The sequence below is a fragment of the Brevundimonas sp. genome (genome assembly GCF_030704825.1).
Lineage (GTDB): Bacteria > Pseudomonadota > Alphaproteobacteria > Caulobacterales > Caulobacteraceae > Brevundimonas.
In genome coordinates this window covers 88,915-115,170 of the sequence record NZ_JAUYNX010000038.1, presented here as the reverse complement: position 1 = coordinate 115,170, position 26,256 = coordinate 88,915, and the positions used below count along the sequence as shown (strand labels likewise).

At 68.0% G+C, this 26,256-nt stretch carries 26 protein-coding genes; 17 read left to right on the top strand and 9 right to left on the bottom strand.

Annotation, left to right across the window (positions count from 1 at the left end):
* Window positions 1-9 precede the first annotated feature (9 nt).
* Both Q8Q71_RS16685 and Q8Q71_RS16680 read left to right on the top strand, forming a co-directional pair.
* Window positions 10-3,096 carry an efflux RND transporter permease subunit gene (locus Q8Q71_RS16685; protein ID WP_305760722.1) on the top strand — a complete coding sequence of 1,029 codons (3,087 nt, stop codon included), beginning with the start codon at window positions 10-12 and terminating at the stop codon, window positions 3,094-3,096.
* A gap of 130 nt (window positions 3,097-3,226) precedes the next feature.
* On the top strand, window positions 3,227-3,841 hold the full coding sequence (locus Q8Q71_RS16680; RefSeq protein WP_305760721.1) for a class I SAM-dependent methyltransferase: 615 nt from the start codon (window positions 3,227-3,229) through the stop codon (window positions 3,839-3,841).
* A 13-nt stretch (window positions 3,842-3,854) separates the two neighbouring features.
* Here the strand turns inward: Q8Q71_RS16680 and Q8Q71_RS16675 are convergent, their stop codons facing one another.
* From Q8Q71_RS16675 to nhaA, 4 genes are all read right to left on the bottom strand, one after another.
* A complete protein-coding gene (locus Q8Q71_RS16675) occupies window positions 3,855-4,331 on the bottom strand; it encodes an SRPBCC family protein (RefSeq protein ID WP_305760720.1) in 477 nt (158 codons plus the stop codon).
* 2 nt (window positions 4,332-4,333) lie between these two features.
* Window positions 4,334-4,630 (bottom strand): helix-turn-helix transcriptional regulator, encoded by a 297-nt coding sequence (locus Q8Q71_RS16670; protein ID WP_305760719.1) that lies wholly within the window; start codon window positions 4,628-4,630, stop codon window positions 4,334-4,336.
* Window positions 4,631-4,753: 123 nt separating this feature from the next.
* Entirely contained in the window at window positions 4,754-7,354 is a 2,601-nt protein-coding gene (locus Q8Q71_RS16665) for a TonB-dependent receptor (RefSeq protein WP_305760718.1), read from the bottom strand.
* A 230-nt stretch (window positions 7,355-7,584) separates the two neighbouring features.
* Window positions 7,585-8,799, bottom strand: coding sequence for a Na+/H+ antiporter NhaA (gene nhaA / locus Q8Q71_RS16660; protein ID WP_305760717.1), 1,215 nt, complete (start codon window positions 8,797-8,799; stop codon window positions 7,585-7,587).
* A 201-nt stretch (window positions 8,800-9,000) separates the two neighbouring features.
* Between nhaA and Q8Q71_RS16655 the strand changes: the two genes are divergently transcribed.
* The 5 genes from Q8Q71_RS16655 (at window position 9,001) to Q8Q71_RS16635 (ending at window position 14,568) form a co-directional block, all read left to right on the top strand.
* Entirely contained in the window at window positions 9,001-10,416 is a 1,416-nt protein-coding gene (locus tag Q8Q71_RS16655) for a protein adenylyltransferase SelO (protein ID WP_305760716.1), read from the top strand.
* Window positions 10,417-10,590: 174 nt separating this feature from the next.
* Complete coding sequence (locus tag Q8Q71_RS16650) at window positions 10,591-11,013, top strand: DoxX family protein (protein WP_305760715.1); 423 nt, start codon at window positions 10,591-10,593, stop codon at window positions 11,011-11,013.
* Window positions 11,014-11,127: 114 nt separating this feature from the next.
* On the top strand, window positions 11,128-11,613 hold the full coding sequence (locus tag Q8Q71_RS16645) for a MerR family DNA-binding transcriptional regulator (RefSeq protein ID WP_305760714.1): 486 nt from the start codon (window positions 11,128-11,130) through the stop codon (window positions 11,611-11,613).
* 4 nt (window positions 11,614-11,617) lie between these two features.
* Window positions 11,618-13,402, top strand: a complete 1,785-nt coding sequence (locus Q8Q71_RS16640) for an acyl-CoA dehydrogenase C-terminal domain-containing protein (RefSeq protein ID WP_305760713.1) — start codon at window positions 11,618-11,620, stop codon at window positions 13,400-13,402.
* A 2-nt stretch (window positions 13,403-13,404) separates the two neighbouring features.
* Window positions 13,405-14,568: an acyl-CoA dehydrogenase family protein gene (locus Q8Q71_RS16635; protein WP_305760712.1), complete on the top strand. Its 1,164-nt coding sequence runs from the start codon at window positions 13,405-13,407 to the stop codon at window positions 14,566-14,568.
* Here Q8Q71_RS16635 and Q8Q71_RS16630 read toward each other — a convergent pair.
* Window positions 14,537-14,815 (bottom strand): hypothetical protein, encoded by a 279-nt coding sequence (locus Q8Q71_RS16630; RefSeq protein WP_305760711.1) that lies wholly within the window; start codon window positions 14,813-14,815, stop codon window positions 14,537-14,539. The two genes, Q8Q71_RS16635 and Q8Q71_RS16630, sit on opposite strands and share 32 nt — an antisense overlap.
* A gap of 153 nt (window positions 14,816-14,968) precedes the next feature.
* Here Q8Q71_RS16630 and Q8Q71_RS16625 point away from each other — a divergent pair, with 153 nt between their 5' ends.
* The 3 genes from Q8Q71_RS16625 (at window position 14,969) to Q8Q71_RS16615 (ending at window position 18,816) form a co-directional block, all read left to right on the top strand.
* Window positions 14,969-15,688, top strand: coding sequence for a 16S rRNA (uracil(1498)-N(3))-methyltransferase (locus tag Q8Q71_RS16625; RefSeq protein ID WP_305760710.1), 720 nt, complete (start codon window positions 14,969-14,971; stop codon window positions 15,686-15,688).
* 76 nt (window positions 15,689-15,764) lie between these two features.
* Entirely contained in the window at window positions 15,765-17,126 is a 1,362-nt protein-coding gene (locus Q8Q71_RS16620) for a glutamate--cysteine ligase (RefSeq protein WP_305760709.1), read from the top strand.
* 67 nt (window positions 17,127-17,193) lie between these two features.
* Window positions 17,194-18,816, top strand: coding sequence for an ATP-binding protein (locus Q8Q71_RS16615; protein WP_305760708.1), 1,623 nt, complete (start codon window positions 17,194-17,196; stop codon window positions 18,814-18,816).
* Between the two features lie 12 nt (window positions 18,817-18,828).
* Here Q8Q71_RS16615 and Q8Q71_RS16610 read toward each other — a convergent pair whose 3' ends face one another.
* Window positions 18,829-19,245, bottom strand: a complete 417-nt coding sequence (locus Q8Q71_RS16610) for a nuclear transport factor 2 family protein (protein WP_305760707.1) — start codon at window positions 19,243-19,245, stop codon at window positions 18,829-18,831.
* A complete protein-coding gene (locus tag Q8Q71_RS16605; protein WP_305760706.1) occupies window positions 19,242-19,541 on the bottom strand; it encodes a hypothetical protein in 300 nt (99 codons plus the stop codon). The genes Q8Q71_RS16610 and Q8Q71_RS16605 overlap by 4 nt, the downstream gene beginning before the upstream one ends.
* Window positions 19,542-19,678: 137 nt before the next feature.
* On the opposite strand from Q8Q71_RS16605, the gene Q8Q71_RS16600 reads away from it, so the two are divergent.
* Window positions 19,679-20,260 (top strand): TetR/AcrR family transcriptional regulator, encoded by a 582-nt coding sequence (locus Q8Q71_RS16600; RefSeq protein WP_305760705.1) that lies wholly within the window; start codon window positions 19,679-19,681, stop codon window positions 20,258-20,260.
* 31 nt (window positions 20,261-20,291) lie between these two features.
* On the top strand, window positions 20,292-21,041 hold the full coding sequence (locus tag Q8Q71_RS16595) for a DUF72 domain-containing protein (protein ID WP_305760704.1): 750 nt from the start codon (window positions 20,292-20,294) through the stop codon (window positions 21,039-21,041).
* Between the two features lie 4 nt (window positions 21,042-21,045).
* On the opposite strand, the gene Q8Q71_RS16590 is transcribed toward Q8Q71_RS16595, so the two are convergent.
* Entirely contained in the window at window positions 21,046-21,453 is a 408-nt protein-coding gene (locus tag Q8Q71_RS16590) for a cupin domain-containing protein (RefSeq protein WP_305760703.1), read from the bottom strand.
* 75 nt (window positions 21,454-21,528) lie between these two features.
* Between Q8Q71_RS16590 and Q8Q71_RS16585 the strand changes: the two genes are divergently transcribed.
* From Q8Q71_RS16585 to Q8Q71_RS16570, 4 genes are all read left to right on the top strand, one after another.
* Window positions 21,529-21,906, top strand: a complete 378-nt coding sequence (locus Q8Q71_RS16585; RefSeq protein WP_305760702.1) for a GFA family protein — start codon at window positions 21,529-21,531, stop codon at window positions 21,904-21,906.
* Between the two features lie 59 nt (window positions 21,907-21,965).
* Window positions 21,966-23,024 (top strand): NAD(P)-dependent alcohol dehydrogenase, encoded by a 1,059-nt coding sequence (locus Q8Q71_RS16580; protein ID WP_305760701.1) that lies wholly within the window; start codon window positions 21,966-21,968, stop codon window positions 23,022-23,024.
* A gap of 100 nt (window positions 23,025-23,124) precedes the next feature.
* On the top strand, window positions 23,125-23,850 hold the full coding sequence (gene phbB, locus Q8Q71_RS16575; RefSeq protein ID WP_305760700.1) for an acetoacetyl-CoA reductase: 726 nt from the start codon (window positions 23,125-23,127) through the stop codon (window positions 23,848-23,850).
* Window positions 23,851-23,948: 98 nt separating this feature from the next.
* Window positions 23,949-24,695, top strand: a complete 747-nt coding sequence (locus tag Q8Q71_RS16570; protein WP_305760699.1) for a DUF4908 domain-containing protein — start codon at window positions 23,949-23,951, stop codon at window positions 24,693-24,695.
* 3 nt (window positions 24,696-24,698) lie between these two features.
* Here Q8Q71_RS16570 and gloB read toward each other — a convergent pair whose 3' ends face one another.
* The gene (gene gloB / locus Q8Q71_RS16565; protein ID WP_305760698.1) at window positions 24,699-25,427 is read right to left on the bottom strand and encodes a hydroxyacylglutathione hydrolase; all 729 of its coding nucleotides are present in this window, start codon (window positions 25,425-25,427) and stop codon (window positions 24,699-24,701) included.
* 45 nt (window positions 25,428-25,472) lie between these two features.
* On the opposite strand from gloB, the gene Q8Q71_RS16560 reads away from it, so the two are divergent.
* Entirely contained in the window at window positions 25,473-26,249 is a 777-nt protein-coding gene (locus tag Q8Q71_RS16560; protein ID WP_305760697.1) for a class I SAM-dependent methyltransferase, read from the top strand.
* Window positions 26,250-26,256 lie beyond the last annotated feature (7 nt).

Sequence of the window (26,256 nt, the reverse complement as noted above, 5' to 3'; positions counted from 1 at the left end):
GCCCGGACGATGAAAAACATCTCGTCCTGGTCGATCAAGAATCCGATCCCGATCATCCTGATGTTCGTGCTGCTGACGCTGGCGGGCGTCAACGGCTTCATGGGGATGCGGATCAACAACAACCCCGACATCGATTTCCCGCTGATCCACGTCTATGCGGGCCGGCCCGGCGCGGCCCCCAGCGAGATGGAGGTCCAGGTCACCCGGCTGATCGAGGACTCCCTCGCCGGTCTGCCGGGGGTGCGGCACATCAACTCCCAGGTCACCGACGGCTCGTCGTCGACGACCATCGAGTTCGAGCTGGGCACCGACACCGAACGCGCCACCAACGACGTCCGCAACGCCATGAGCGGCCTGCGCGCCGACCTGCCGCAAGACATGCAGGAACCCAGCGTCCAGCGCATCGACATCACCGGCGACGCCCTGATCACCTGGGTGGTCCGGTCGTCGACGATGACGCCGGAAGAGATCAGCTGGTTCATCGACAACGAGGTCAGCCGCTCGCTGCTGGCGATCAGCGGCGTCGGCGAGGTCAATCGTTCGGGCGGGGTGGACCGCGAGATCCGCGTCGAGCTGGATCCCGACCGCCTCGCCTCGTTCGGCCTGACCGCGGCCTCGGTCAGCCAGGCGCTGACCTCGGTCAACAACGACCTGCCGGGCGGCCGGGTGACCATCTCGGGCTCCGAGCGGTCGATCCGGACCCTGGGCGCCGCCGGCTCGATCGAGCAGTTGCGCGAGACCCTGATCCCTCTCTCCGGGGGGCGGTCCGCCCGTCTGGGCGACCTGGGCACGGTCGAGGACCACTGGAGCGAACCGCGCCGTCTGGCCCGCTACAACGGCCAGGAGGCCGTGACCTTCAACTTCCTGCGCTCGCGCAGCGCCAGCGAGGTCAAGGTTTCCGAAAAGGTCCGCGAACGGGTCGCGGAGATCGACGAGGCCCATCCTGAACTGACCATCGAAAAGGTCACGTCCAGCGTCGAGTATATCGAGGAGAGCTACCTCGCCTCGATCGAGGCCCTGCTGCTGGGCGCCGGCCTGGCGGTCATCGTGGTGTTCATCTTCCTGAGGGACTGGCGCGCCACCTTCATCACCGCCATGGCCATGCCCCTGTCGCTGATCCCGGCCTTCGCCATCCTGGGGCCGCTGGACCAGTCGCTGAACGTGGTCACCCTGCTGGCCCTGTCGCTGACGGTGGGCATCCTGGTCGACGACGCCATCGTGGAGATCGAGAACATCGTCCGGCACATGCGGGACGGGAAGTCGCCCTATCACGCCTCGATGGAGGCGGCCGACGAGATCGGCCTGGCCGTCGTGGCCACCACGGCGACCATCCTGGCCGTGTTCGCGCCGGTCGGCTTCATGCCCGGCATCATCGGCCAGTTCTTCAAGGCCTTCGCCCTGGCCGCCTGCGTCTCGGTGGCCTTCTCCCTGGTCGTGGCGCGGACGCTGACGCCGCTGATGGCCGCCTATCTGCTGAAGCACACCAGGCACGAGGACGCCGACCCGTTCTGGATGGGCACCTATCTGAAGTCCCTGCGCTGGTCGCTGGCCAACCGCTGGAAGGTGTTCGGCCTGGGCACGGTGCTGTTCGTCGGCTGCGGCTTCCTGGCCACCAAGGTGCCGTTCGAGTTCTCGCCCTCGGGCGACCAGTCGCGCGCCGCCTTCTCGATCGAACTGCCGCCGGGCGCGACCCTGCGCCAGACCGACGCCATCGTGCAGCGGGTCACCCGCGACCTGCAGCAACGGCCCGAGGTCACGTCCGTCTACGCCGCCATCGGCGGTCAGGAAGTCAGCCAGGCCAATGTCTACGCCGACATGGTCGACAAGGGCGAACGGGCGCTGAGCCAGCAGGAATTCGCGCGCCAGATGGTGGATGGCTGGAAGTCCATTCCGGGCGCCCGCATCGGCGCGGGGACCGGGAACCAGGGCGGCGGGCCGTCTGACGGGACGACCTACACCTTCGCCATTCTGGGCGACAATCCGGCGGCCCTCGAGGCCGCGGCCCGCAAGATCGAGGCCGAGATGCGCACCGTTCCGGGGCTGGCCAATGTGGTCAACACCGCCTCGATCGCGCGGCCTGAAATCCTGGTCACGCCGCGTCCGGACGAGGCGGCCCTGATGGGCGTATCGACCGGCGACATCTCCCAGACCATCCGCGTCGCGACCATCGGCGACATCGCCCAGAACCTGCCGAAATACAATCTGGGCGACCGCCAGGTGCCGATCCGGCTGCAGCTTTCCGAAGCGGCCCGCGAGGATCTGTCGGTGCTGGAGAACCTGCGGGTGCCGACCAACAGCGGCGGCGCCGTGCCGCTGAGCGCCGTGGCCGATATCCAGTTCGGGTCCGGTCCGTCCCAAGTGCTGCGTCAGGACCGCTCGCGCATCGCCTCGATCACCGCCGAGCTGGACGGAATCCGGTCGGGCGAGGCCGAGACCGCCGTCAAACAGCTGCCGACCGTCAAGAATCTGCCGGCCGGAGTGCGACAGGTGCCGGCCGGAGACGCCGAGTTCATCGCCGAGATGATCCAGGGCTTCGCGATCGCCTTCCTGACCGGCATCCTGCTTATGTATGCGGTGCTGGTGCTGCTGTTCCGCAGCTTCGCCTATCCGATCACCATCATGGCGTCCCTGCCCCTGGCCATCGGCGGCGCCTTCGTGGCCCTGATGATCGGCGGCTCCAGCTTCTCGATCTCGTCCCTGATCGGGGTGCTGATGCTGATGGGGATCGCGGCCAAGAACTCCATCCTGCTGGTCGACTACATCGTCATGGCCGAGAAGGACGGGATGAAGCGTCTCGACGCCATCATGGACGCCGCCCACAAGCGGGCCCGGCCCATCCTGATGACCACCTTCGCCATGGGCGCGGGCATGATGCCCGTGGCCGTCGGCTGGGGCGCGGACGTCGAGTTCCGGCAGCCGATGGCCATTGCGGTGGTCGGGGGCCTGATCTCCTCGACCTTCCTGTCGCTGCTGTTCATCCCGCCGATCTTCACCATCATCGACGACATCGCCGGCTTCTTCGCCCGGCGCATGAGCAAGATGTTCGCCAGCCAGCGGCATGCGCCGACGCGGCCGGAAGCGACGCCGGCCGAGTAGGCCGGCGTCGGAGGGGGCCGGGAAGCGGAAGGGGATCATCGGCCGTTTCCGACCCGTTCCGGACATTGGCCCCTGTGGCGTTCGGACGGGGAAATCCTTAGCCTTCGAACCTGGCTCAGGAGTGGCGACGATGACTACCCAAACGCACTGGGAAAACGTCTATCAGACCAAGGCGGTGGACGACGTAAGCTGGTATCGGCCCCACCTGGAGGTTTCGCTGCGGCTCATTGCAGACGCTGCGCCCAGCGCCGGCGACGCGATAATTGACGTGGGCGGCGGGGAAGCGACGCTCGTCGATGATCTCGTCGCGCGCGGCTGCAGCGACGTCACGGTGCTCGACATTTCCGCAGCGGCGATTGACGTGGCGAAAAGCCGGCTGGGCCCCTCCGGCGCCGCCGTGCACTGGATCACCGGCGACATTACGACCGTCGAGCTGGAAGCGGCTCGCTACGATGTCTGGCACGACCGGGCCGTCTTCCATTTCCTGACAAGCGCAGATGACAGAGCCGAGTATGTTCGGCAGGTCGCCCGCGCGGTCAGGCCCGGCGGTCATGTGATTGTTGCGACGTTCGGGCCGGAGGGTCCGCAGACGTGCAGCGGACTGGATGTCGTCCGCTACGATGCCGAACACCTTCACGGCGAGTTTGGGCCGAAGTTCCGTCTCCTGGACAGCGTCACGGAGTTGCACGAGACGCCGTGGGGCACGCCTCAACAATTCATGTATTGCTTCTGTCGGGTGGAGTGAATCGGCGCCCTTCTCAGCGCGACGCTTCGGCGAACCGTTGCAGATAGAGGGGCCAGCCGTGTTCACCCTGGACGCCAGCGGCGAGATCTGGCCAGCCTTCGCCGTGCCGTTCGAGATGACGGTGTTCCAGTTCCACTCTTGTCCGTCGCTCGCCCTCGGCGATGAAACGGACCTCCACTTCGCTCGAGCGCGCCTGATCTGTCTCGATCTGCCAGCGCGGGCTGATGTCCCACGAGAAGACGAGGCGGTTGGGCGGGTCGTAGGTCAGAACCCGGCCCCACCGACATTCGCTGCCGTCAACGCCCCGGTCGTAGATGCGCCCGCCGACCTTCGGCTCGAAAACCGACTGCGCTATATCGACAGCCAGCATGTTGTGCTCGCGGGGCTTGATGTGATCGAAGCGCTCGGTGAAGACCCGGAAGGCGCGTTCGAGCGGAACGTCGAGCGTGATCCCGGTGCGGACGGACGTGTCGGCGGTATCTGAACTCATAGCTATTGATCCTCTGCCTCGGCCTGCTGTTTGAGATTTATGAGGGTCTGCCCCCAGAACCGGTCGAGTTGCGCGCGCAACGCGGCGAGACCCGCAGGGTTGGCGCGGTACAGCCGTCTTGCGCCGACCGCCTGGTCGACGACGAGGCCCGCCTCCTTCAGCAGCTTGAGGTGCTGGGATACCGCTGGCCGACTGACCGGGAGGCGATCCGCCAATTCCTGCACGTGGCGCGGATGCGCCGCGACCAGTTCAAGGATTGTTCGCCGCGTGGGGTCGGCAAGTGCGCTCCATCCGTCCATGAACGGTCGTATATCACTTACCGTAAGTGAATCCTAACGGATAATTTCGAGAACAGGCCCGGCCAAAACAAAACCGGCCGGGGTTTCCCCCGGCCGGCCAGATTTCCGTCTCGCGACGGGGGTCTAGTATTTGATGCGCAGCGTCGCGCCGTAGGTGCGCGGCTGGCCGAGGAAGGCGTCGTAGGTCTGGGTGTCCAGGGCCGGGTTGTAATAGGTGCCGTTCGGCTGGACCGTGCTCTGGAAGGCGCCGCCTTGCAGCGGGGCGTTGTAGGCTACCTGGATGTATTCCTCGTCGGTCAGGTTCTGGGCCCAGACCTCGAAGGTCCAGCGCTCGTCCTGGGAGCCGATCACGATGCGGCCGTTCACGGTCGTGAAGGCTTCCTGCAGCTTGTAGGGCAGCAGGTCGGAACCGGTGTTGTAGTCGTCCATATACTTGGCCGCGAGGCTGAAGCCGGCGCGCAGGCCCGCCCCGATGTCCCGGTCGAAGTTGATCGAGCCGGTGGCCGACCACTCCGGCGCGAACGAGGCGCGGGCGCCCGGCAGCAGCGACAGCTGGGGGAAGTTGCCCGGGCTGGACAGGTCAGCCGCGGTGAAATTCCCGTACTTGGCGTCGGTCCAGGTGACGCCGCCCTGGAAGCTCAGGCCCTCGAGCGGGGTGAACCACAGGAAATCGGCGTCGACGCCGCGCGAGGTCAGCTCGGGGATCGACTCCACCACGAAGGCGGTGCCGAGGAAGGTGTTGAGCTGGAAATTCTCGAACGTCTGATCGAAGTAGGTGGCGTTCAGCAGAAGGCTGCGGTCCAGCAGCGTCATCTTGACGCCGGCCTCGTAGCTGTCGACCACTTCCGACGGGAAGAACAGCGAGGCGTTGGGCGTGATGCCCGTCTGCACGCGGTCCAGGTTGTAGCCGAAGCTCTTGTAGCCGCGGGCGTACGAGACATAGGTCATGATCGACGGATTGAGACGGAAGGCCGCCTTGATCGTGCCGCTCAGTTCGCCGTCGTCGTGATCCTCGGAGATGCGGCGGTTGTTGTAGGCGAAGTTCGACCAGGGAAGGCAGAAGTTGCCCAGGATGGTCGGGGTGGCGGCGCCCAGAACGGCGCCGATGGCGGCGGCGTTGCCCAGGGCCGCGGCGCAGGTTCCGCCGTTGCCGTTGGTGTTGGTCTGCAGGCCGTGCAGGCTCTTCTGATCCTGGGTGTAACGCAGGCCCAGGGTGATGTCGAAGGCGTCCGTGACGTGCCAGGTGTTGTTGGTGAACACGGCCATCGAGGTCGAGCCCTGGGCGTAGGTGTCCTCGAAGCCTTGGCCGACGGTGAAGCCGGGACCGCCGCCGCTGACGGCGCCGCCGGTGCCCAGGCAGGCGCCGAAGCCGGGCGCGGTTTGCGCCGCGCGCGTGTAGCAGCCGATGGTGTTGGGGCTGATCGGCAGGGCCGGGTTGGCGGCGTTCAGGCGGGCGCTGAGCAGCAGGGACAGGAAGGGCGTGTAGTCGGCGCCGAAATACCAGCTGTCGGTGCGACCGATGTCTTCCTTGGTGGCGAACACGCCGAACAGCCAGTCGACCGCGTCGTTGGAACCGGCGAGGCGGAGTTCCTGGGTCACGTTCTCGACCGTGAAACCGTAGTCGCCGTCCTGGAGCCGGTAGGCGATGTCGGCGCCGGTGTAGTCGATGTCCTGGCCGAGTTCGGAGCTCCAGTTACGCCACGATGTGACCGAGGTCAGGGTGGCGTTCATCGACTCGAGATCGATGTTGGCCTCGGCCGACAGGCCCATGTCCTCGACGCTCTGTCCGGTCTCGCGGTTGGCGAAGCCGGTGCGCGAGAAGGGCAGCAGGCCGAAGCCGGCGGCCGGCGGGCGCTGGCCGGTGCCGTTCGACAGCAGATCGACGAACGGATAGGTCGGGCCGGTGCGGATCTGGGTGCCGACGCAGCAGTATTCGTCGCGGGTGCTGTAGTCGGCGATCAGCTTGATCGAGGCGTTGTCGTTCGGCAGGATCAGCAGCTGGCCGCGAACGGTGGAGAAGGCGACGTTGTTGTCGTCGGTTTCCTGACGCGGGCCGTCCCCGGTGTCGATGTTCATGAAGCCGTCGCGCTCGCGCGTGCCGGCGTACAGGCGGTAGGCCACCTGGTCGTTGATCGGGCCGGTTATGGAGCCGGAAACGCCCCAGGCGCCATAGTTGCCCATGGTGACTTCACCGTTGAAGCCGGGGGTGAACGACGGCGCCTCGGTGATGATGTTGATGACGCCGGCCGAGGTGTTCTTGCCGAACAGGGTGCCCTGCGGGCCCTTCAGGACCTCGATGCGCTGCAGTTCGCCCAGGTCGCCGAAGCCGACCGAGTTGCGCGAGCGATAGACGCCGTCGATGACCACGCCGACCGAGCTTTCCAGGCCGGGGTTGTCGCCGACCGTGCCGACGCCGCGGATGCGGGCGGTGGTCGAGGCTTCCGACGAGGTCGAGGTGACCGTCATGCCGGGGGTCAGGATCTGCAGGTCCTTGATGTCGCGGACGCCGGCGTCCTGCAGCACTTCCTGCGACAGGCTGGTGACCACGATCGGCACGTCCTGCAGGTTCTGTTCGCGCTTCTGGGCGGTGACGATGATGTCGTCGATGGTGGCCGGACCCTCCTGGTCCTGGGCCTGCGCCGAGGACACCCCGGCGAGGCCGAAGGCGCAGGCGCCGACGACGGCCGCCGAGACGGTGGTGCGAAGAAGGTTGGTAAGGCGCATGGTGGCTCCCCGACATGGGCCGGGACCCCGTGCTGGACGGCGACCCCGGCGTTTCCTGATCCCTGGCCCGCGCTCTTCTTGATGGAACGCGGTAAGTCCAGCCTTCGGGGTAATCCAAGCCGGACTCAGCGACAAGGAGCGGCGCGCGCCGGGGTCGCATTTCCGTCTTGGCGGAAGGCCGACTGTGACGCAAAAGCGACAGAAATCGGTGACGCTAGGTCAATATTCGCCTAGTCCGCGTCAGTATCCGCGCCTTGCTGAGCCAAAATCTTGCGCCGCCGACCGGCCGCCGCAAGAACGGCCGCACCCGCGATGGCGGAGAGGAAGGACCCGCCCAGGACCCCCAACTTGACCTCGACCTGTTCGGGCGAGTCGATGGCCCCGGGAAACGCGAGCACGCCGATGAACAAGCTCATGGTGAACCCGACGCCGCAAAGCAGGCTGACGCCGTAAAGCTCCAGCCAGGTCGAACCGGTGGGGCGTCGCCCCAGTTTCAGCGCCGAGGCCAGCCAGGCGGCGCCGAAGACGCCGATCTGCTTGCCGACGAACAGGCCGAGGGCGACGCCCAGCACAAGCGGCGCGAAGGCCTGTTCCAGCGACAGACCCGCGAAGGAGACGCCGGCCTTGGCGAAGGCGAACAGCGGCAGGACCAGATAGGCGACATAAGGGTGGAGATCGTGCATCGCCTCCTTCAGCGGGCTCTGACTGTCGTCGGTCCGGTCGGCGACCGGGACGATCATGGCGAAGGCCACCGCGGTCAGGGAGGTGGACAGGCCCGAAAGGACGGTCAGGTACCAGACCAGGCCGAAGCCCAGCACCCAGAAGGGCGCGGCGACCCGGCGGCGGGCGGCGAACAGGGTCCCGACCAGCAACAGGCCCGCGATCCAGGCCAGGGGCACCCAGGCCACGCCGCTGGAGAACAGGGCGGCGATCAGGGCGATGGCGCCGAGATCGTCGACGATGGCGAGGGTCAGCAGGAAGACCCGCAGGGAGGACGGCAGCTTGCGCGCGGCGACCGCGAAGACCGCGAGGGCGAAGGCGATGTCGGTGGCCAGCGGGATCGGCCATCCGCCGTGGGGCCCGGCCAGGAGCCCGGAGACGGCCAGGTAGACCAGGGCCGGGGCGATCATGCCGCCGGCCGCCGCCAGCACGGGCGTGGCCAGCTTGCGCGGATCGCTGAGCTCTCCGCGCAGGATCTCGTATTTGATCTCCAGCCCGACCACGAGGAAGAAGACGGCCATCAGGCCTTCCTTGATCCATTCGGAGATCGTCAGCTCCAGCATCAGCGGGCCGATCTGCAGCACATGCTCGCTCTTGAGCCAGCCGAAATAGGCCCCGGACAGGGGCGAGTTGGCGACGATCAGCGCGGTCAGGGCCGCCAGTCCCAGAACCACGCCGGAGGCGGCCTCGGTCTTGAGGAAATCGAGGGTGATCCTGCGCGCCACGGCGGCCTCCGGCTCGGGAAGGGACTGTCGCGGCGTCAGGTTATCGACGGACGCCGGACCGGATTCGCGCCGTCTCGCGACGGGCGCCAGCCTGGCCGGGAGCCCCGGCCTGATCTCTGCGCCGCAACATACGCAAGGCCGCCCGTGTTTCAACCGCATTGCGCGGTTGCGCCGGGCCGGCGGAGGCCGCATTTGCGGCCGATGCCGCCATCGTCCGCCTATCGCCCCGAGCCCCGCTTCCTCGATCTGGGGGAAGCCTGGGGCGACGCCGTGCGGGCGGCCGACTTTCCCGCGACGATCCTGCGCGTCCGCAACGACCGGGCGGCCGCGAGCGTCGGTCTGGACACCCTGACCGACGCCGAATGGACTGCTCATTTCGGCCGGTTCGAGCCCCTGCCCGGCCAGCCCGGGCCGGTCGCCATGCGCTATCACGGGCATCAGTTCCGTACCTACAATCCCGACCTCGGCGATGGACGCGGCTTCCTCGCCGCCCAGATGCGGGACGACCGGGGGCGGCTGCTCGACCTGGGCACCAAGGGATCGGGCCAGACTCCCTGGTCGCGCGGCGCCGACGGGCGGCTGACGCTGAAGGGCGGGGTGCGCGAGGTGCTGGCGGCGGCCATGCTGGAGGCGCTGGGCGTTCCGACCAGCCGGGCCCTGTCGCTGATCGAGACCGGCGAGGCGCTGGAGCGCGGGGACGAGCCGTCGCCGACGCGGTCGGCGGTGCTGGTGCGGCTGTCGCACAGCCATGTGCGGTTCGGGACCTTCCAGCGGGCGGCGTATCTGGGCCGCGCCGACATGGTCGAGGCGCTGGTCGAACACGCGCGGTCGCTTTACCACCCGGACGTGGCGGCCGGAGACACGCCCGGCTTCCTGCGCGCGGTGGTCGAGGCCTCGGCCCGGTTGACCGCGCGGTGGATCTCGGCCGGTTTCGTCCACGGGGTGCTGAACACCGACAATCTGAACGTCACCGGCGAAAGCTTCGACTATGGCCCGTGGCGGTTCCTGCCGCACTACGAGCCAGGCTTCACCGCCGCCTATTTCGACCAGACCGGCCTCTACGCCTTCGCGCGTCAGCCCGAGGCGGTGTTCTGGGCCCTGACCCAGCTGGGCGGCGCCCTGAAGCTGGTCGCGGCGGCGGAGCCGCTGACCGATGCGCTGAACGGGTTCGGCCCGGCCTATATCCGCGAACTGCGCGCCGCCTTTCTGGCCCGGCTGGGCGTATCAAGCCTCGGCGAGGCGGCCGACCAGAGACTGCTGGATGCGACCCTGGCGCTGCTGCGCGAGGGCGGGGAGGCGCTGCGCTGGGAGCCGCTGTTCTTCGACTGGTTCGGCGGCTTCGCCTCGTCGGCCCGGGCGCTGCAGGGGCCGCGCGGCAAGCTGTACCAGGGCGAGGCGTTCGACGTCTTCCGCTTCGCCCTGTTCGAACATGCGCCGGACCGTCCCGAACGACTGGAGGCCCCGACGTTCGCCGCGGCGGAACCGGAGGAGATGCTGATCGACGAGGTGGAGTCGATCTGGGCCGCGATCGATGCCGACGACGACTGGACGCCGCTGTACGCCAAACTGGCCCGCCTGGAGACCGCGCGTCAGGTCTGGTCACTTAACCCGGCCTAAATCCGGTTCAGATTACAGGGAATTATAGATACGGCCACGCTTCGGCCCCGTAGCTCTCGCAGAAGGCGGTCACGGATGGTTACGCTCACGCTTCGCGCCCTTGCGGAATGGCTCGTGCGATCCGACATCGCCACTGTTGCCAATCAAAAGAGCGCCCTCCCCGGCGTAAGAAACATGACTTCTCAAGCTCTCTCCCCGGCCCGCTCGCGCCTGAACGCCAGCTACCGCAACCTGACCCTGTGGACGCTCCAGGGATGGCTGGCGATGTTCTTCATCGCCGCCGGCTACGCCAAGCTGAGCGAGCCGATGACGAACCTCGTCGACCTGATGCGCTGGCCCGCCCTGGTCGGCGAGAACATGGTCCGCGGCCTCGGCGTCGCCGAAATCATCCTCGCCGTGCTGGTTCTGGCGCCGCTGGTGTCGTGGAAGCACGGTCAGCCCTTGCTGGTCACGGCCGCCAGCGGCCTGCTGGCGCTGGAGGCCTTCATGCTGGTTCTTCACGCGGCCGGCATGGACGTGGGCCCGGCGCTGACCAATCTGGTCCTGATCGCCATGACCGTTCCGGTGCTGTGGATGCGGGCCCGCGAGGTTCGCTGACGCCCTGACCCCGAGGGTGCGATGACGGCCGCCGGTTCGCCCCGCGCGGCCGTCTTCAATTCCGGAGCCAACTGAAGGCTTCCCTTTACGTGCACGTCAAGTTATGACGTCGGCATGGCGACCGCCGACGATCATCGCACCTATTCGATCCGCCAGCTCTGCCGCGAGTTCGGAGCGACGGCCCGCGCCTTGCGCTTCTACGAGGACAAGGGCCTGCTGACCCCCGCCCGAAAAGGGCAGACGCGGGTTTATGACGCCCGCGACAGGGCCCGGCTGAAGCTGATCCTGCGCGGCCGGCGCATCGGCTTCTCCCTGCAGGAGATCCAGGAGATGCTGGATCTGTACGACCACGACAATCACAACGCCCATCAGATGGCCGTGGCGCTGCGCCGCCACCGCGCTCAGATCGCCGCGCTGAAACAGCAGCGCGAGGACCTCGACGCCGCCATCGAGACGGCGGAGGAGGCCTGCGCCGTGATGGAGCGCAAGCTGGGCGAGCACCGCCCCGACCTGCTGCCCGGGGCCGAGGAATACGCGAACCTGCTGAAGTCGCGCCTGAACCCCGACCACAACGTCCAGCCCTTCAAAGCGAGAGCGTAACTCCATGGCCTACAAGGCGCCTGTCCGCGACCTGACGTTCGTCCTGAACGAGGTTCTCGACATCGACCGTTACGCCAACCAGCCCGGGTTCGCCGACGTGTCGTCGGACCTCGTCGCCCAGATCCTCGAGGAAGGCGCCAAATTCGCCGAGGAGGTCATCGCCCCGCTGAACCGCGTCGGCGATCAGGAAGGCTGCAAATGGGATAACGGCAAGGTCACCGGCCCGACGGGCTGGAAGGAAGCCTACAAGGCCATGGTCGAGGCCGGCTGGCCCGCCCTGTCGGCCCTGCCCGAGCACGGCGGCCAGGGCATGCCCTCGGTGGTGGCCATGGCCTTCGGCCAGATGACCGCCGCCGCCAGCGCCGCCTTCTCCATGTATCCGGGCCTGACGGCGGGCGCCTACTGGGGTCTGAACGCCAACGGGTCGGACGCGCAGAAGGCCATGTATCTGCCGAAGATGGCCACCGGCGAATGGGGCGGGACCATGAACCTGACCGAGCCGCAGTGCGGCACGGACCTGGGCCTGATCCGCACCAAGGCCGTGCCCAACGGCGACGGCAGCTACAACATCACCGGCCAGAAGATCTGGATCAGCTCGGGCGAGCACGACTTCACCGACAACATCATCCATCTGGTGCTGGCCCGGATCGAGGGCGCACCGGCGGGGATCAAGGGCATCAGCCTGTTCGTCGTGCCCAAGGTGTTCGTCAACGAGGACGGGTCGCTGGGCGAGCGCAACGAGGGCGCGGCCTGCGCCGGCCTCGAGCACAAGATGGGCATCCACGGCAACGCCACCTGCGTCATGGCCTATGAGAACGCCAGGGGCTGGCTCGTGGGGACCGAGAACAAGGGCATGGCCGCCATGTTCGTGATGATGAACGAGGCGCGCCTCGGCACCGGCCTGCAGGGCCTGTCGATCGGCACCGCCGCCTATCAGGCCGCGGTCGAGTTCGCCCATGAGCGCCTGCAGGGCCGGTCGCTGACGGGACCGAAGAACCCCGACGGTCCGGCCGATTCCATCATGGTCCACCCCGACGTGCGGCGGATGCTGCTGGAGGCCAAGGCCTTCGTCGAGGGCGGCCAGGCCTTCACCCTGTGGACCGCGCTGCAGGCCGACCTGCAGCATTCGAACGATGAGGCCGAGGCGCAGAAGGCCCGCGACTACATGGGTCTGATCACCCCGGTGCTGAAAGCCTATCTGACCGACAAGGGCTTCCATGTCGCCTCGCTGGCCATGCAGGTCCACGGCGGCAGCGGCTACACCGAACATTTCCCGGCGTCGCAGTATCTGCGCGATGCGCGGATCACCATGATCTACGAGGGCGCCAACGGCATCCAGGCGCTGGATCTGGTGGGGCGCAAACTGCCCGCCAACGGCGGCCGGGCGATCATGAGCTGGTTCGCCGACATCGACGCCTTCGTGACCGAGAACGGCGCCGAGGGCCCGATCAAACCCTTCGTCGACGGCCTGGCCGACGCCAAGAAGAAGCTGCAGGAAGGCACCATGTGGCTGATGCAGAACGGGATGCAGAACCCGGACAATGCGGGGGCGGCGAGCACCGACTATCTGCACATCTTCGGCCTGACCGCGCTGGCCTATATGTGGGCGCAGATGGCGAAGGCGGCGCAGGCGAAGGTGGACGCGGGGTCGACCGATCCGTTCTACGCCAACAAGCTGATGACCGGCCGGTATTTCGTCGAGCGGATCCTGCCGGATACCGGCGCGCATCTGGCCAAGCTGAAGACCGGCGCCGAAGTGCTGATGCAGATGCCGGCGGAGGCGTTCTGAGCGTGAACGTCCTCAACGTCCCCGAGCCCGAGTTCATGCAGGAAGAGGAGATCGTCCTCTTCTCCGACAGCGTCGGCAAATGGATCGACGAGCACGCCTCGCCGGAGGCGGTGCAGTCGTGGCTGGCCAATTCCAGCGTGCCCCGCGAGCTGTGGACCGCGTCTGGCGAGGCGGGCCTGCTGGGGCTGTCGATGCCTGAGGAAGACGGCGGCATGGGCGGGGACTACCGGCACGAGGTGGTGCTGATGCGCCAGCTGGGCTGGAAGGGCGCGGATCACTTCGGCATCTCGCTGCACAATGCGATCGTGATGCCCTACATCTGGCACTACGGCACCGCCGAGCAGAAGGCGCGCTGGCTGCCGCGGCTGCAGTCGGGCGAACTGGTCGGCGCCATCGCCATGACCGAGCCGGGCGCCGGGTCGGACCTGCAGGGCGTCAAGACCACCGCCATCAAACAGGGCAATGGCTATGTGGTGAACGGGTCCAAGACCTTCATCACCAACGGCCAGTTGGCCAATTTCATCATCGTCGTGGCCAAGACCGATCCGTCCGAGGGCGCCAAGGGCACGTCGCTGATCGTGGTCGAGACGGATGGGGCCGAGGGCTTCGAGCGCGGCCGGAACCTGCACAAGATCGGCATGGAGGGGAACGACACCTCGGAGCTGTTCTTCAACGATGTGAAGGTCCCGGGCGAGAACATCATCGGCGGCGGCGAGGGCCAGGGTTTCATCCAGCTGATGCAGCAGCTGCCGCAGGAGCGGCTGAACATCGCCGTCCAGGGCGTGGCCGCGGCCGAGCGCGGGCTGCGGGAGACGCTGGCCTACGTCAAGGAGCGCAAGGCGTTCGGGAAACGGGTGATCGACTTCCAGAACACCCAGTTCAAGCTGGCCGAGGTGAAGACGAAACTGACGGTCGCGAAGGTGTTCGTCGACCACTGCCTGGGCCTGCATCTGCAGGGCAAGCTCGACGCCGCCACGGCCTCGATGGCCAAATACTGGGTCACCGACATCCAGGGCGAGGTCATCGACGAGATGCTGCAGCTGCACGGCGGCTACGGCTATATGAATGAATATCCCATCGCCCAGCTGTACAAGGACGCGCGGGTGCAGCGGATCTACGGCGGGACGAACGAGATCATGAAGCTGCTGATCGCCCGGACCCTGTAGCGGGGACGTCCTCTTCGGGCTCGGCGCAGATGGCGGCGGCGTCGAGCCGGGCCACCGGCCACAGCTGGCCCCCCGCGTCCTGGACCAGAACCTCGACGTCGTGATCGGAGGCGACGGCCTCGCGCGCCAGCGCCATGGCGGCGAGGGCGGCGCTCTCACAGGTCGCATAGCGGCCGATGCGGCGACGCTCGCAGACGACGCGCCAGCAACCGTCCGCCCTGATGATCGCATAGACGAGCCGGGCCATGGCTACCTCCGGCCCTTAAAATTCCAGCGATATGTTAACGCGGATATACGGCCGAGCTTCCTGACGGTGTATTTTGTCGACAATTCTCGCTCAGGTAGCCAGGGCGAGGGCGGGCGGCAGACAGGAGCCCGAGTCCTGGACTATGAGACGCCGATGATCCGCCTCCACGTCCCCCAGCCCCTCTCCCCCAACGCCGCCGTCGCCCCGACGCTGGACCAGTCGCGCTATCTGACCCAGGTCATGCGGCTGAAGATCGGGGATGGGCTGCTGGTGTTCAACGGTCGCGACGGGGAGTGGCGCTGCGTCATCGCCGAGGTGCTCAAGAAGGGCGTGGTGCTGCGCGCCGGGGAACAGGTGCGGCCGCAGTCGACCGGCCCCGATGTCGAACTGCTGATCAGCGTGGTGAAGAAGAGCGCCCTGGAGTTCGCGGTCGAGAAGGCCGTCGAACTGGGCGTGCGGCGCATCCGGCTGGTCGTCACCCACCGGACCCAGACCCAGCACGTGCGCATGGACCGGCTGGACGCCATCGCCATTGAGGCCGCCGAACAAACCGGGCGGGTCGATGTGCCGGTGGTCGACGAGCCGGTGAAACTGGGAGAACTGCTGGATGGCTGGGAGGCCGGGCGGCGGTTGATGTTCTGCGACGAGACCGGCGGCGACCCGACGGGTCCGGCGCTGCAGGCGGCGGGCGAAGACCCGTGGGCCGTCCTGATCGGCCCCGAGGGCGGCTTCTCGCCCGAGGAACGCGGGCGGCTGCGGGCCCTGCCCTTCACCACCGCCGTGTCGCTGGGGCCGCGCATCCTGCGCGCGGACACCGCCGCCATCGCCGCCCTGACGCTGTGGCAGGCGGCGGTCGGGGACTGGGATCGGTAAGCAAGAACCGCCCTCCCCCTTGAGCGTTGCGGTTCGGCCGCCCATCTAGCCGCGACAAGAGGGGTTACAGATCCGCATGGCCGACGCCGAACCGCTTTCCCGGGAAGACCTGATCGGCGCCATGTCGAAAGGGGCCAAGCCGAAGGACCAATGGCGCATCGGCGCCGAGCATGAGAAATTCGGCTTCGACCGCACGACCCTGCGCCGCCCGGCCTATGAGGGCGAGGGCGGCATCCTGGCCATGTTGACGGGGCTGCAGCGGTTCGGCTGGAGGCCGGTGGAGGAGGCGGGCCACGTCATCGCCCTGGAGCGCGAGAACGACGAGGGCCTGACCGCCTCGATCTCGCTGGAGCCGGGCGGCCAGTTCGAGCTGTCGGGCGCGCCGCTCAAGGACGTGCACGACATCTGCGACGAAACCGGCCGCCACCTGATGGAGGTCAAGCAGGTCGCCGACCAGCTGAACCTGGGCTTCATCGGCGCCGGCTTCGATCCGATGTGGCGGCGCGAGGACGTGCCGGTCATGCCCAAGGGCCGCTACAGGATCATGCGGGCCTATATGCCGAAGAAGGGGACGCTGGGTCTCGACATGATGCTGCGCACCTGCACCATCCAGTCGAACCTGGACTTCGCGGACGAGGCCGACATGGTCGCCAAATTCCGCACCTCCCTGGCGCTGCAGCCGATCGCGACGGCCCTGTTCGCCTGTTCCCCCTTCATCGAGGGCAAGCCCAGCGGCTTCCTGTCGTCGCGCGCCAATGTCTGGACCGACACCGATCCGGACCGGACGGGCATGCTCGACTTCGTCTTCCAGGACGGCTTCGGCTACGAGCGCTACGCCGACTACGCCCTGGACGTGCCGATGTATTTCGCCAAGCGCGGCGAGACCTATGTCGATCTGTCAGGGCAGTCGTTCCGCCGGTTCATGACCGAAGGCCTCGACGCCCTGCCCGGCGAACGGGCGACGAAGAAGGACTGGAACGACCATCTGACCACGCTCTTCCCCGAGGTCCGGCTGAAGTCCTATCTGGAGATGCGCGGCGCCGACGGCGGGCCGTGGAGCCGGATCTGCGCGCTGCAGGCCCTGTGGGCGGGCGTGCTGTACGACGGGGCGGCGCTGGCGGCGGCCTGGGACCTGGTCAAGGACTGGGACATCGCCGACCATGAACGCCTGCGCCGCGATGTGACCCGGCTGGGGCTGAAGGCCGAGGTCGCCGGACGGTCGGTGCGGGACGTGGCCGTGGACATGGTCCACATCGCTCGCGAAGGGCTCCGCAACCGCGCCCGTTTCAGCGGCGGCATGGTCGACGAGCGCGGCTATCTGTCGGAGCTGGAAGACATCGCCGACAGCGGCGTCACCCCGGCCGACCGGCTGCTGGAGCTCTACCACGGCGAGTGGGGCGGCGATGTCCGCCGGATGTACCGGGACTTCGCCTACTAGGCCGGCAATGCGACCTTAACCACGCGGCCCCAAAGGTCTGCCCCGAAAGTTCGGGGATCCCAGTACCATGAGTTGCACCGCGCAGATCGAACCGGATGAGGAGGATCTCGCGGCGGCCTTTCTCGCGGGCCCGACGATGGGCGCGGGCGCCGACCTGTCGACCTTCTTCGACGTGTCCCTGGACCTGCTGGTCATTCGCGAGCTCGATGGCCGGGTGGCGAGGGTCAGTCCCTCCTGGCATACCGCGCTGGGCTATACGCCCGAGGAAATGCGCGGCGTGCTCCTGCTGACGCTGGTCCACCCCGACGACATGCCCGGGACCCTGGGCAGCGTGCAGGAGGTGGAGAACCGGCGTCCCGGCGACCCGGTTCTCGGCCATATCAACCGCTATCGCCACAAGGACGGCGGCTACCGGACCCTGGAGTGGCGGGCCCGGCGCTTCGGCGATCACATCTACGCCGTCGCCCGCGACGTCACCGACCGCGTCGCCGCCGAGCAGGCGCTGATCGACGCCAAGGCCGCGGCCGAGGCGGCCAACACGGCCAAGTCCGAATTCCTCGCCAATATGAGCCATGAGATCCGGACCCCGCTGAACGGGGTCATCGGCATCGTCGACGCGCTTTCACGCACGCCGCTCTCGCCCGAGCAGGCCGAAATGGTCGGCCTGATCCGCGGGTCGGGCGTGACCCTGGAACGGCTCGTCTCCGACATCCTCGACGTCTCCAAGATCGAGGCCGGCCAGCTGGACCTGGAATCCCGCGCCTTCGATCTGGAGGAGGCCCTGGAGCCGCTCGCGGTCATGGGCGCGCGGGCCGAGGACAAGGGCCTGGCCTTCCACGTCGAGCGAGCCCCCGAGGCCCGCGGCCTGTTCATCGGCGACAGCACCCGCATCCGTCAGGTGCTGGGCAACCTGTTGTCCAATGCGATCAAATTCACCGCCGACGGCTCGGTCACCGTCCGCATCGAGACCTGGCCCGACGATCCGGACGCGCCGACAGCGGCGCACCAGCTCGCGATCACGGTCGAGGACACCGGCGTCGGCTTCAACGCCGGCCACGCCGCCCGTCTGTTCGAGCGCTTCAACCACGCCGACGGCCCCATCACCCGCCGGTTCGGCCGCCCCGCCCTGGGCCTGTCCATCTGCCGGTCGCTGGTGGTGATGATGGGCGGCTCGATCGAGGCCCGGTCGACGCCCGGCGCCGGCAGCCGTTTCCGCTTCGTCCTGCCGCTGGATCGCGCGGGCAGCCTGGCCGAGTACGACGCCCGCGAGCCGGCCGCCGCCGGAGCGGCGGCCCTGCCCGTCACGGGCCGGCCGATCCGGGTCCTGCTGGCGGAGGATCACCCGACCAACCAGCGGGTGGTCCAGCTTATCCTCGGCGGTCAGGGCGCCGAGGTGGTCACCGCCGACGACGGCGCCCAGGCGGTCGCCGCCTTCGAGGCCGACGTCTTCGACGTGGTCCTGATGGACATGCAGATGCCGGTCATGGACGGCCTGACCGCCACCCGGGCGATCCGGGCCTTCGAGGCGTCCACGCCCCACCGGCCGCGCACGCCCATCGTCATGCTGAGCGCCAACGCCATGGCCGAACACCGGGCCGATTCGTTCGCGGCGGGCGCGGACAGTCATGTGGCCAAGCCCATCACCGCCGCCAGCCTGCTGGGCGGAATCCAGGCCGTGCTGGGGGACTGAAGCCCCAGCCGTTCACGCCGTCGCGCCGGGACGCTCGAACGGTCCCAGCGCCTCCCGGACCAGTTCGGTGTCCATGTATTCGGTCAGCCCGACGAGCTGGCCATCGCGGAACCGCATGACCCAGCAGTAGGTATTGTCGTAGCGTTTACCGTCCACCGTCTCGGCGTCGCCGGTGCACTGCACCGCCGCCCAGTCGCCTTCGACGACAAGGCGTTGCGCCGTGTTCCGGTAGGATTTGAACCGCGCCATCAGCGGGCGCAGCAGCTCGCCGCGCACCGCCGCCTTGCCACGATAGACACCGGACCAGTCGGTGGAACCGATCATGGTCCAGGTGAAGTCCTCCGCCATGGCCTCGACGAAAGGCCGGCCGTCGCCTTTCGCCAGACCATCGAAGATCGCGGCCAGGAGGGCGCGGTTGTCGGCGCTCACCGGACCGCCGCCGTATTGCACTGCGTCAGCTGCGCCTCGCTCAGGGCCGCGCCGTCGCGCTCATAGCGGGCGACCGCGCCGAAGCGGGCGACGAAGCGGCGGCATTCGCGCAGGGGCGGCTGGGAAGCGCCGGGGCCGCGGGCCACGCAGGCGCCGTCAGGGCCGCAGGTCCAGTTGCGGCCATCGAAGACGGTGGTCCGGGCCTCCCCGGGCGCGACCAGGGTGGCGCGGGCGTCGAGAACGGGGGCGGGTTGGGCGGCGGCCATGGTCGCCGCGATAAGGGTCATGAGAAGCATCGGAGCCTCCTTGGGGCTGTTCATTGCGTCCGGTTCGTGCGAAAGTGACCGACCGTGCACATATGAGTGACCGCTCGGTCACTTCTAGTCAACAGAAAAGTGGCCGTTCGGACACTTTTGTTATGGAGATGTTTTGCATGCCGCCCAAAGGCGCCGCCACCCACGCCCGGCTGATCGACGAGGCGATGACGCAGGTCACCGTGCGCGGGCTCGCCGCCGTCAGCCTGCAGGACGTGGCCGGGGCCGCCGGGGTGTCGAAGAGCGCGGTGCTGAAGCATTTCCAGTCGAAGGAGGCGCTGCAGGCCGAGGTGGTCGACACCATGATCGAACGCTTCACCGAGGCGGTGTGGCGGCCGGCCGAGCCTCTGCCCGCCGGCCGTGAACGGCTGGACCGCATCTTCAAGGGCGAGCTGGACTGGATCGATGGCGAGGATCGCCCCGGGGGATGCCCGCTGAAGGCCGCGGCCATGGAGCTGGACGACCAGCCCGGCCCCCTGCGCGACACGCTGAAGGACAGCCAGCTGCGCTGGGCGCGGGTGCTGAAGCGCGAATTCCGGACCATCAATCCGAATGCCGATGACGCCACGCTCGAGGTGCTGGTGTTCCAGTTCAAGGGCATCGTGCTGGCCTACGGCCACTCGCGTCGCCTGCTGGACGACGAGACGGCGCGCGGGCAGGCGATGGCGGCCTATCGGGCGCTTGTGAGTCCGCCCGCCTGATCCTAGGTCCGTCATGGACAGGGAGGACGACATGACAGGCAAAATCCGCGTCGGCATCGGCGGCTGGACCTACGAACCATGGCGCGGCGTCTTCTATCCCGAGAAATGGAGCCAGAAGCGCGAGCTGGAATACGCCAGCCGGCACACGACCTCGATCGAGATCAACGGCACCTACTATTCGGGCTTCAAGCCCGAGACCTGGATGAAGTGGCGCGACGAGACGCCCGACGACTTCGTCTTCGCGGTCAAGGCCAGCCGCTTCTGCACCAACCGGAAAGTCCTGTCCGAAGGCAACGACAGCCTCGACCGCTTCCTCGATCAGGGCCTGACGGCGCTGGGCGACAAGCTGGGGCCGATCAACTGGCAGTTCATGGCCACCAAGAAGTTCGACCCCGTCGATTTCGAGGGCTTTCTGAAACTGTTGCCGAAGGAGAAGGACGGGGTGCGCCTGCGCCATGCGCTCGAGGTGCGCAGCGGCACCTTCGACAACGAGCAGTTCTTCGACCTGGCCCGGAAGTACGGCGCGGCCATCATCTACGGCCATGACGACGAGGCGCCGCAGTGGCCACGGATCGATCAGGATACGGCCGACTTCAAATACGCCCGGCTGATGTCGAGCCGCGAGGACGAGCCCACGGGCATGACCTCGAAGGAGCTGGATGGCATCGTCAAACAGACGCGCGACTGGGCGAAGAAGGGCGACGTGTTCGCCTATTTCATCGCCGGGGCGAAGGTGCGCAATCCGGCGGCGGCGCAGGCGCTGATCGCGAAACTGGGCTGAGGCGTCAGGCTTTCGGCTGGTTCTCGAACCATTCGACGATGCCGGCCATGTCGCGCTCGAAGCCGCCGGGGATGTAGATGTTCAGCACCCCGGCGCGCTTGTCGGTGCGGTTGGCGAAATCGTGGGTCACGCCCGCCGCCGCGCGCACGAAACTGCCCACGCCGGCGTCGATCCAGTCGTCGCCGACGAGGACGCTCATGGTCCCCTCGATAACGTAGAAGATGTCGTCGTGGTCGGCGTGGCTGTGGGGGCCGGGTCCCGAACTGTGCGGCTCCAGAAACCACTCCGAGATGGAGTAGGCGGCGTCCGTCTCGCCCTCGTCAGCCTTGAAGACGGCGCTCATGGCGCCCATCGCATAGGCGCGACCCTCGCCGGGACCCAGGACGATCGGTCGGTGACGGGCGTCGGACATCACGGCCTCCATGGACAGGCGGACCTTGCCGTCGCCTTATGGCCGGCGCAACACCGACGGTGAAAGGAAACGGGCATGACGAAGGCTTCAATCCTCCATGGCGCCTGCCACTGCGGGGCCCAGCGGTTCTCCGCGCCGGCGCCGGAGACGGTGACGCGGTGCAACTGCTCGATCTGTTCGAAGCGCGGGGCGCTGGCGGCCTATTATGCGCCGGACCAGGTCGAGCTCAGCCTGACGCCCGACCTCCTCGCCGACTATCAATGGGGCGACCGGATGATGACCTTTCACCATTGCGCGGCGTGCGGGTGCGCCGTCTTCGACGAGGCCCCCGCCTGGACCACGGATGAAGGCGAGGACCGGCCCGCGCGCATCATTCTGAACGCCCGCCTGTTCGATGATTTCGATCTGGCCGCCGTCCCCGTGCGGCATGTCGACGGACGCAACGGCTGGTGACCTTGCGGATTCGACCCCGCGTAGGCACCTGCCTCTGAAGCCAAGATCGAGGATCCTCCATGCCCATCGCCACCCGCGCCTTCGCCGCCACCTCCAGCACCGCGCCGCTGTCGCCCTTCAGCTTCGACCGGCGCGACCCGGGCGCGGACGACGTGGCCATCGAGATCAAATTCGCAGGGGTCTGCCATTCCGACCTGCATATCGTGAAGAACGACCTGGGCAATACGACCTATCCGATCGTACCGGGTCACGAGATCGCCGGCGTAGTGACGGCGGTGGGCGAGAACGTCGCCCGCTTCAAGATCGGCGACCGGGTCGGCGTCGGCTGCATGGTCGACAGCTGCCGCCGGTGCAAACCGTGTCTGGAAGGCGAGGAGCAGTACTGCGTCCCCGGCATGACCCAGACCTACGGCTCGCCCGATCCCAAGGGCGCGGCCGTGGGCCAGAAGATCACCCAGGGCGGCTATTCCACCGCCATCGTGGTCGACCAGAACTATGTGGTGACCATCCCCGACAGCATCCCGCTGGACGCCGCCGCACCCCTGCTGTGCGCCGGCATCACCACCTATTCGCCCCTGCGCCACTGGAAGGTCGGGCCGGGATCGAAGGTGGCGGTGATCGGACTGGGCGGTCTCGGCCACATGGCGGTCAAACAGGCCGCCGCCATGGGGGCGGAGGTTACCGTCCTGTCGACCTCGGACCGCAAGAAGGCCGACGCCGAGCGGATGGGGGCCAAACATTTCCTCATCAACTCGGACAAGGCGGCGATGAAGGCGGCGGGCGAGAGCTTCGACCTGATCATCAACACCGTCTCGGCCACGCACGAGATCGCCAGCCACGTCGGCCTGCTGGCCAAGGACGGGACCATGGTCATGCTGGGCCTGACCACCGAGGGCCTGCCGGTCTACGCCATGGGCCTGTTGTGGCGCCGTCGCGCCGTCGCCGGCTCGCTCATCGGCGGCATCCGCGAGACCCAGGAGATGCTGGACTTCTGCGCCGAGCACGGTCTGGCCTGCGACATCGAGCTGATCGCCCCGGACCAGATCAACGAAGCCTACGCCCGGCTGGAGAAGTCGGACGTGCGCTACCGCTTCGTTCTGGACATGGCCCGCATATGATCCCGTCGCCGGAGAGCTTCCCGCGCAACCTCTCAGCGTCTAAACCGTAACCATATGAGGCCGCGCGGCAGACGCGGTCCGAAGGGACAAGGAAACGCACATGGCTCGAGTGGCTCTGGTTACGGGCGGCACCCGCGGCATCGGCAAGGCGATCGTCCAGCGGCTCAAGGAGGACGGCATGGCCGTCGCCGCCGGCTATTCCGGCAATGTCGAGGCCGCCGAGGCCACGGCGAAGGAACTGGGCGTGGCCATCGTCAAGGGCAATGTCGGCTCGTTCGACGACTGCGCCCGGGCCGTGAAGGAGATCGAGGACCAGCTGGGTCCGATCGACATCCTCGTCAACAACGCCGGCATCACCCGCGACGGCTTCTTCCACAAGATGAGCGCCGACCAGTGGTCCGACGTGATCCGGGTCAACATGGACAGCGTGTTCAACATGACGCGCCAGGTGATCAACGGCATGCGCGACCGGGGCTTCGGCCGCATCGTCAACATCAGCTCGATCAACGGCCAGAAGGGCCAGATCGGCCAGACCAACTATTCGGCCGCCAAGGCCGGCATGATCGGCTTCACCAAGGCCCTGGCGCTGGAGAACGCCCGCAAGGGCGTGACCGTGAACTGCATCGCACCGGGCTATATCGACACGGAAATGGTCGGGGCCATGGACGAGAAGGTGCTGGCCGGAATCATCGCCCAGATCCCCGTCGGAAGGCTCGGAAAAGGCGAGGAAATCGCCGACATGGTGTCGTGGCTGGCCGGCGAACGTGCCGGATATGTCACAGGCTGCACCCTGTCGCTGAACGGCGGTCAGTATCTGGTCGGCTGATCGCCGTCCGCCCAAAATCCGCCGCGCGGGGATTCCACGACTTCGCCATGGAGTTGACGGCAAGGGTCAGAACGGCGCGAACGCCGCTTCCGGCCGCGATGGCGATCGCCCTCGCGGCGGCGGCGCTGTCCCTGCTCGCGATGCCCGCCGAAGCCCAGGCCCAGAACCGCGGCAACGCCCAGGCCGAACAGAGCCAGGCCCTGCGCGAGCGCGGCGTTCCGACCCGCGCCCTGCCGCCGACCGGGCGCTATGTCGCCGATTCCGGAGACGCCTTCACCCTGGATCGTTCCGGCCAGCGTCCCCTGCTGCGCTTCGACCGCCGCGACGAGACCTGGGTCCTGCGTCCGACCGCCGCCCCGCGTGGCGACGTCATCTATCGCAACGACGCCGGCGACCAGTTGCTGAGGGTCACCCCCGGCGGCGGCATGACCGTCTACACCGCCCGCGCGCCGGGCGGCTCGCCCGCGTCCCTCGCGGGCCCGGGACAGAGCCTGACCCCGCCGACCCTGGGGCCGTTCCTGCTTTTCCAGCTGATGGAGCGCCGCAGCGCCATGATCAGCCAGGCCCTCGGCCGGCTGGTCGAGATCAATCTGAGCGGCGAGCGGTCCGAGGCGCTCTGCGTCGAGGCGCTGATCGTGACCACCGACGCGGTGATCCGGATCGCGCGGTCGCCGACGGCGCGCCAGCACCTGGGCCAGCTCAGGAGCATCACCATCATCGAGGGTCAGCGCACATCGGTGACCTTTGCGCGCGGCCAGCTGACCGTTGTGGTGAATCCGGACGAGGGCATGGCGGGTCGACCGTCGTCGGCCCGGGTCATCCGCACCATCCTGCCGCAGGACTAGCGCCTAGCCGGTGAAGCCGTCCTTGGCCGCCCGCACAGCCGCGAAGGCGTCGGCGTCGCCGGCGCACAGGAAGGGATTGAACGCCTTTTCCGCGCCGATGGTGGTCGGAACGGTCGGCTGGCCGCGTTCGCGCGTCGCGAAGATATCGGCCGCCCGGGCCGCCAGTTCGGGCCGGTCGTCGAGGCTCAGGGCGAAGCGGGCGTTGGCCGCGGTGTATTCATGCGCGCACCAGACCACGGTCTCGTCGGGCCAGGCCGCGAGGGTCCGAAGACTGTTCCACATCTGCGCCGGCGTGCCTTCGAACAGCCGCCCGCAGCCGAGGACGAACAGCACGTCGCCGACGAAGGCCTGGGCGTCCGCCGGCGAGCGATAGACGATATGCCCGAGGGTATGGCCGGGGGCGTCCGTGACCTCCAGCGCCGTTTCCCCCAGCATGACGGTGTCGCCGCCGGCGACGACGCGGTCGATCGGCGCGGCGCGGCGCACCTCCTCGGGCCCGATGATCTCGCAGCCCGTTTCGGCCTTCAGCCGCGCATTGCCCTGGGTGTGGTCCGGGTGCCAGTGGGTGTTCAGGATCAGGTCCAGCCGCCCCCAGCCGCTCCGTTCCAGCTCGGCCAGAATGGCGGCGGCGTCGGGCGTGTCCACGGTGGCGACGACGCCTGAAGCGCGGTCCCGGACCAGGAAGCCGTAGTTGTCGTGGAGGCAGGGAAACAGGCGAACATCCAGGGTCATGCGCGCATTCTAGCAGCGGGCCCGGACCGGGCCTATGGTGGGGACATGCGGCGCAGCATCGAGGAACTCCGGACCTTCTACGGCGAGCCCGCCGGGGCGCTGGCGCGTCGGCTGCTGGCGCGTCGGCTGGAGGACGCCTGGGGCGAGGCGACGAACAGCGATGTTCTCGGCGTCGGCTACGCCACGCCCTGGCTGGACGCCTTCGTCGGCGCGCGTCGGGTGGTGGCGGCCATGCCCGGCGGTCAGGGCGTCGAACCCTGGCCCTCCGCCGGCAAGAATCGAAGCCTGCTGGTCGACGACCGCCGCCTGCCTTTCGCCGCCGGCGCCTTCGACCGGATCCTGCTGGTCCACGCGCTGGAGGAGGCGGACGACGCCCAGGGGCTGATGATAGAGGCGGTCCGGGCCCTGTCGCCGGCGGGCCGGATCATCCTGGTGGCCGCGGCGCGGGGCGGCCTGTGGTCGCGGGTCGAGGCTACGCCTTTCGGTCATGGACGCCCCTTCACCCGACGCCAGCTGGAGCGGCTGGTGCGCGGCGCGGGACTGGAGCCGACGGCCTGGTCCCAGACCCTGTACGTACCGCCGTGGGGACCGCTGTTGCCGTTGGCCGACGGCTTCGAACAGATCGGCAAGCGGGTGCTGCCGGGGGCGGCCGGCGTCATTCTGCTGGAAGCCACGCGGCAGGCCTATGCCCACATCCGCCCCGGAACCGCCGTCGCCACGGCGCCGGTGCTGACGCCGGCGCTCCAGCCGCAACCGGCGACGCGCGACGGGCGCGCGGATCCGGTCGCCCGGCATCTGGCAGGAAACGGCGAACGCCCTTAAAGCCCTG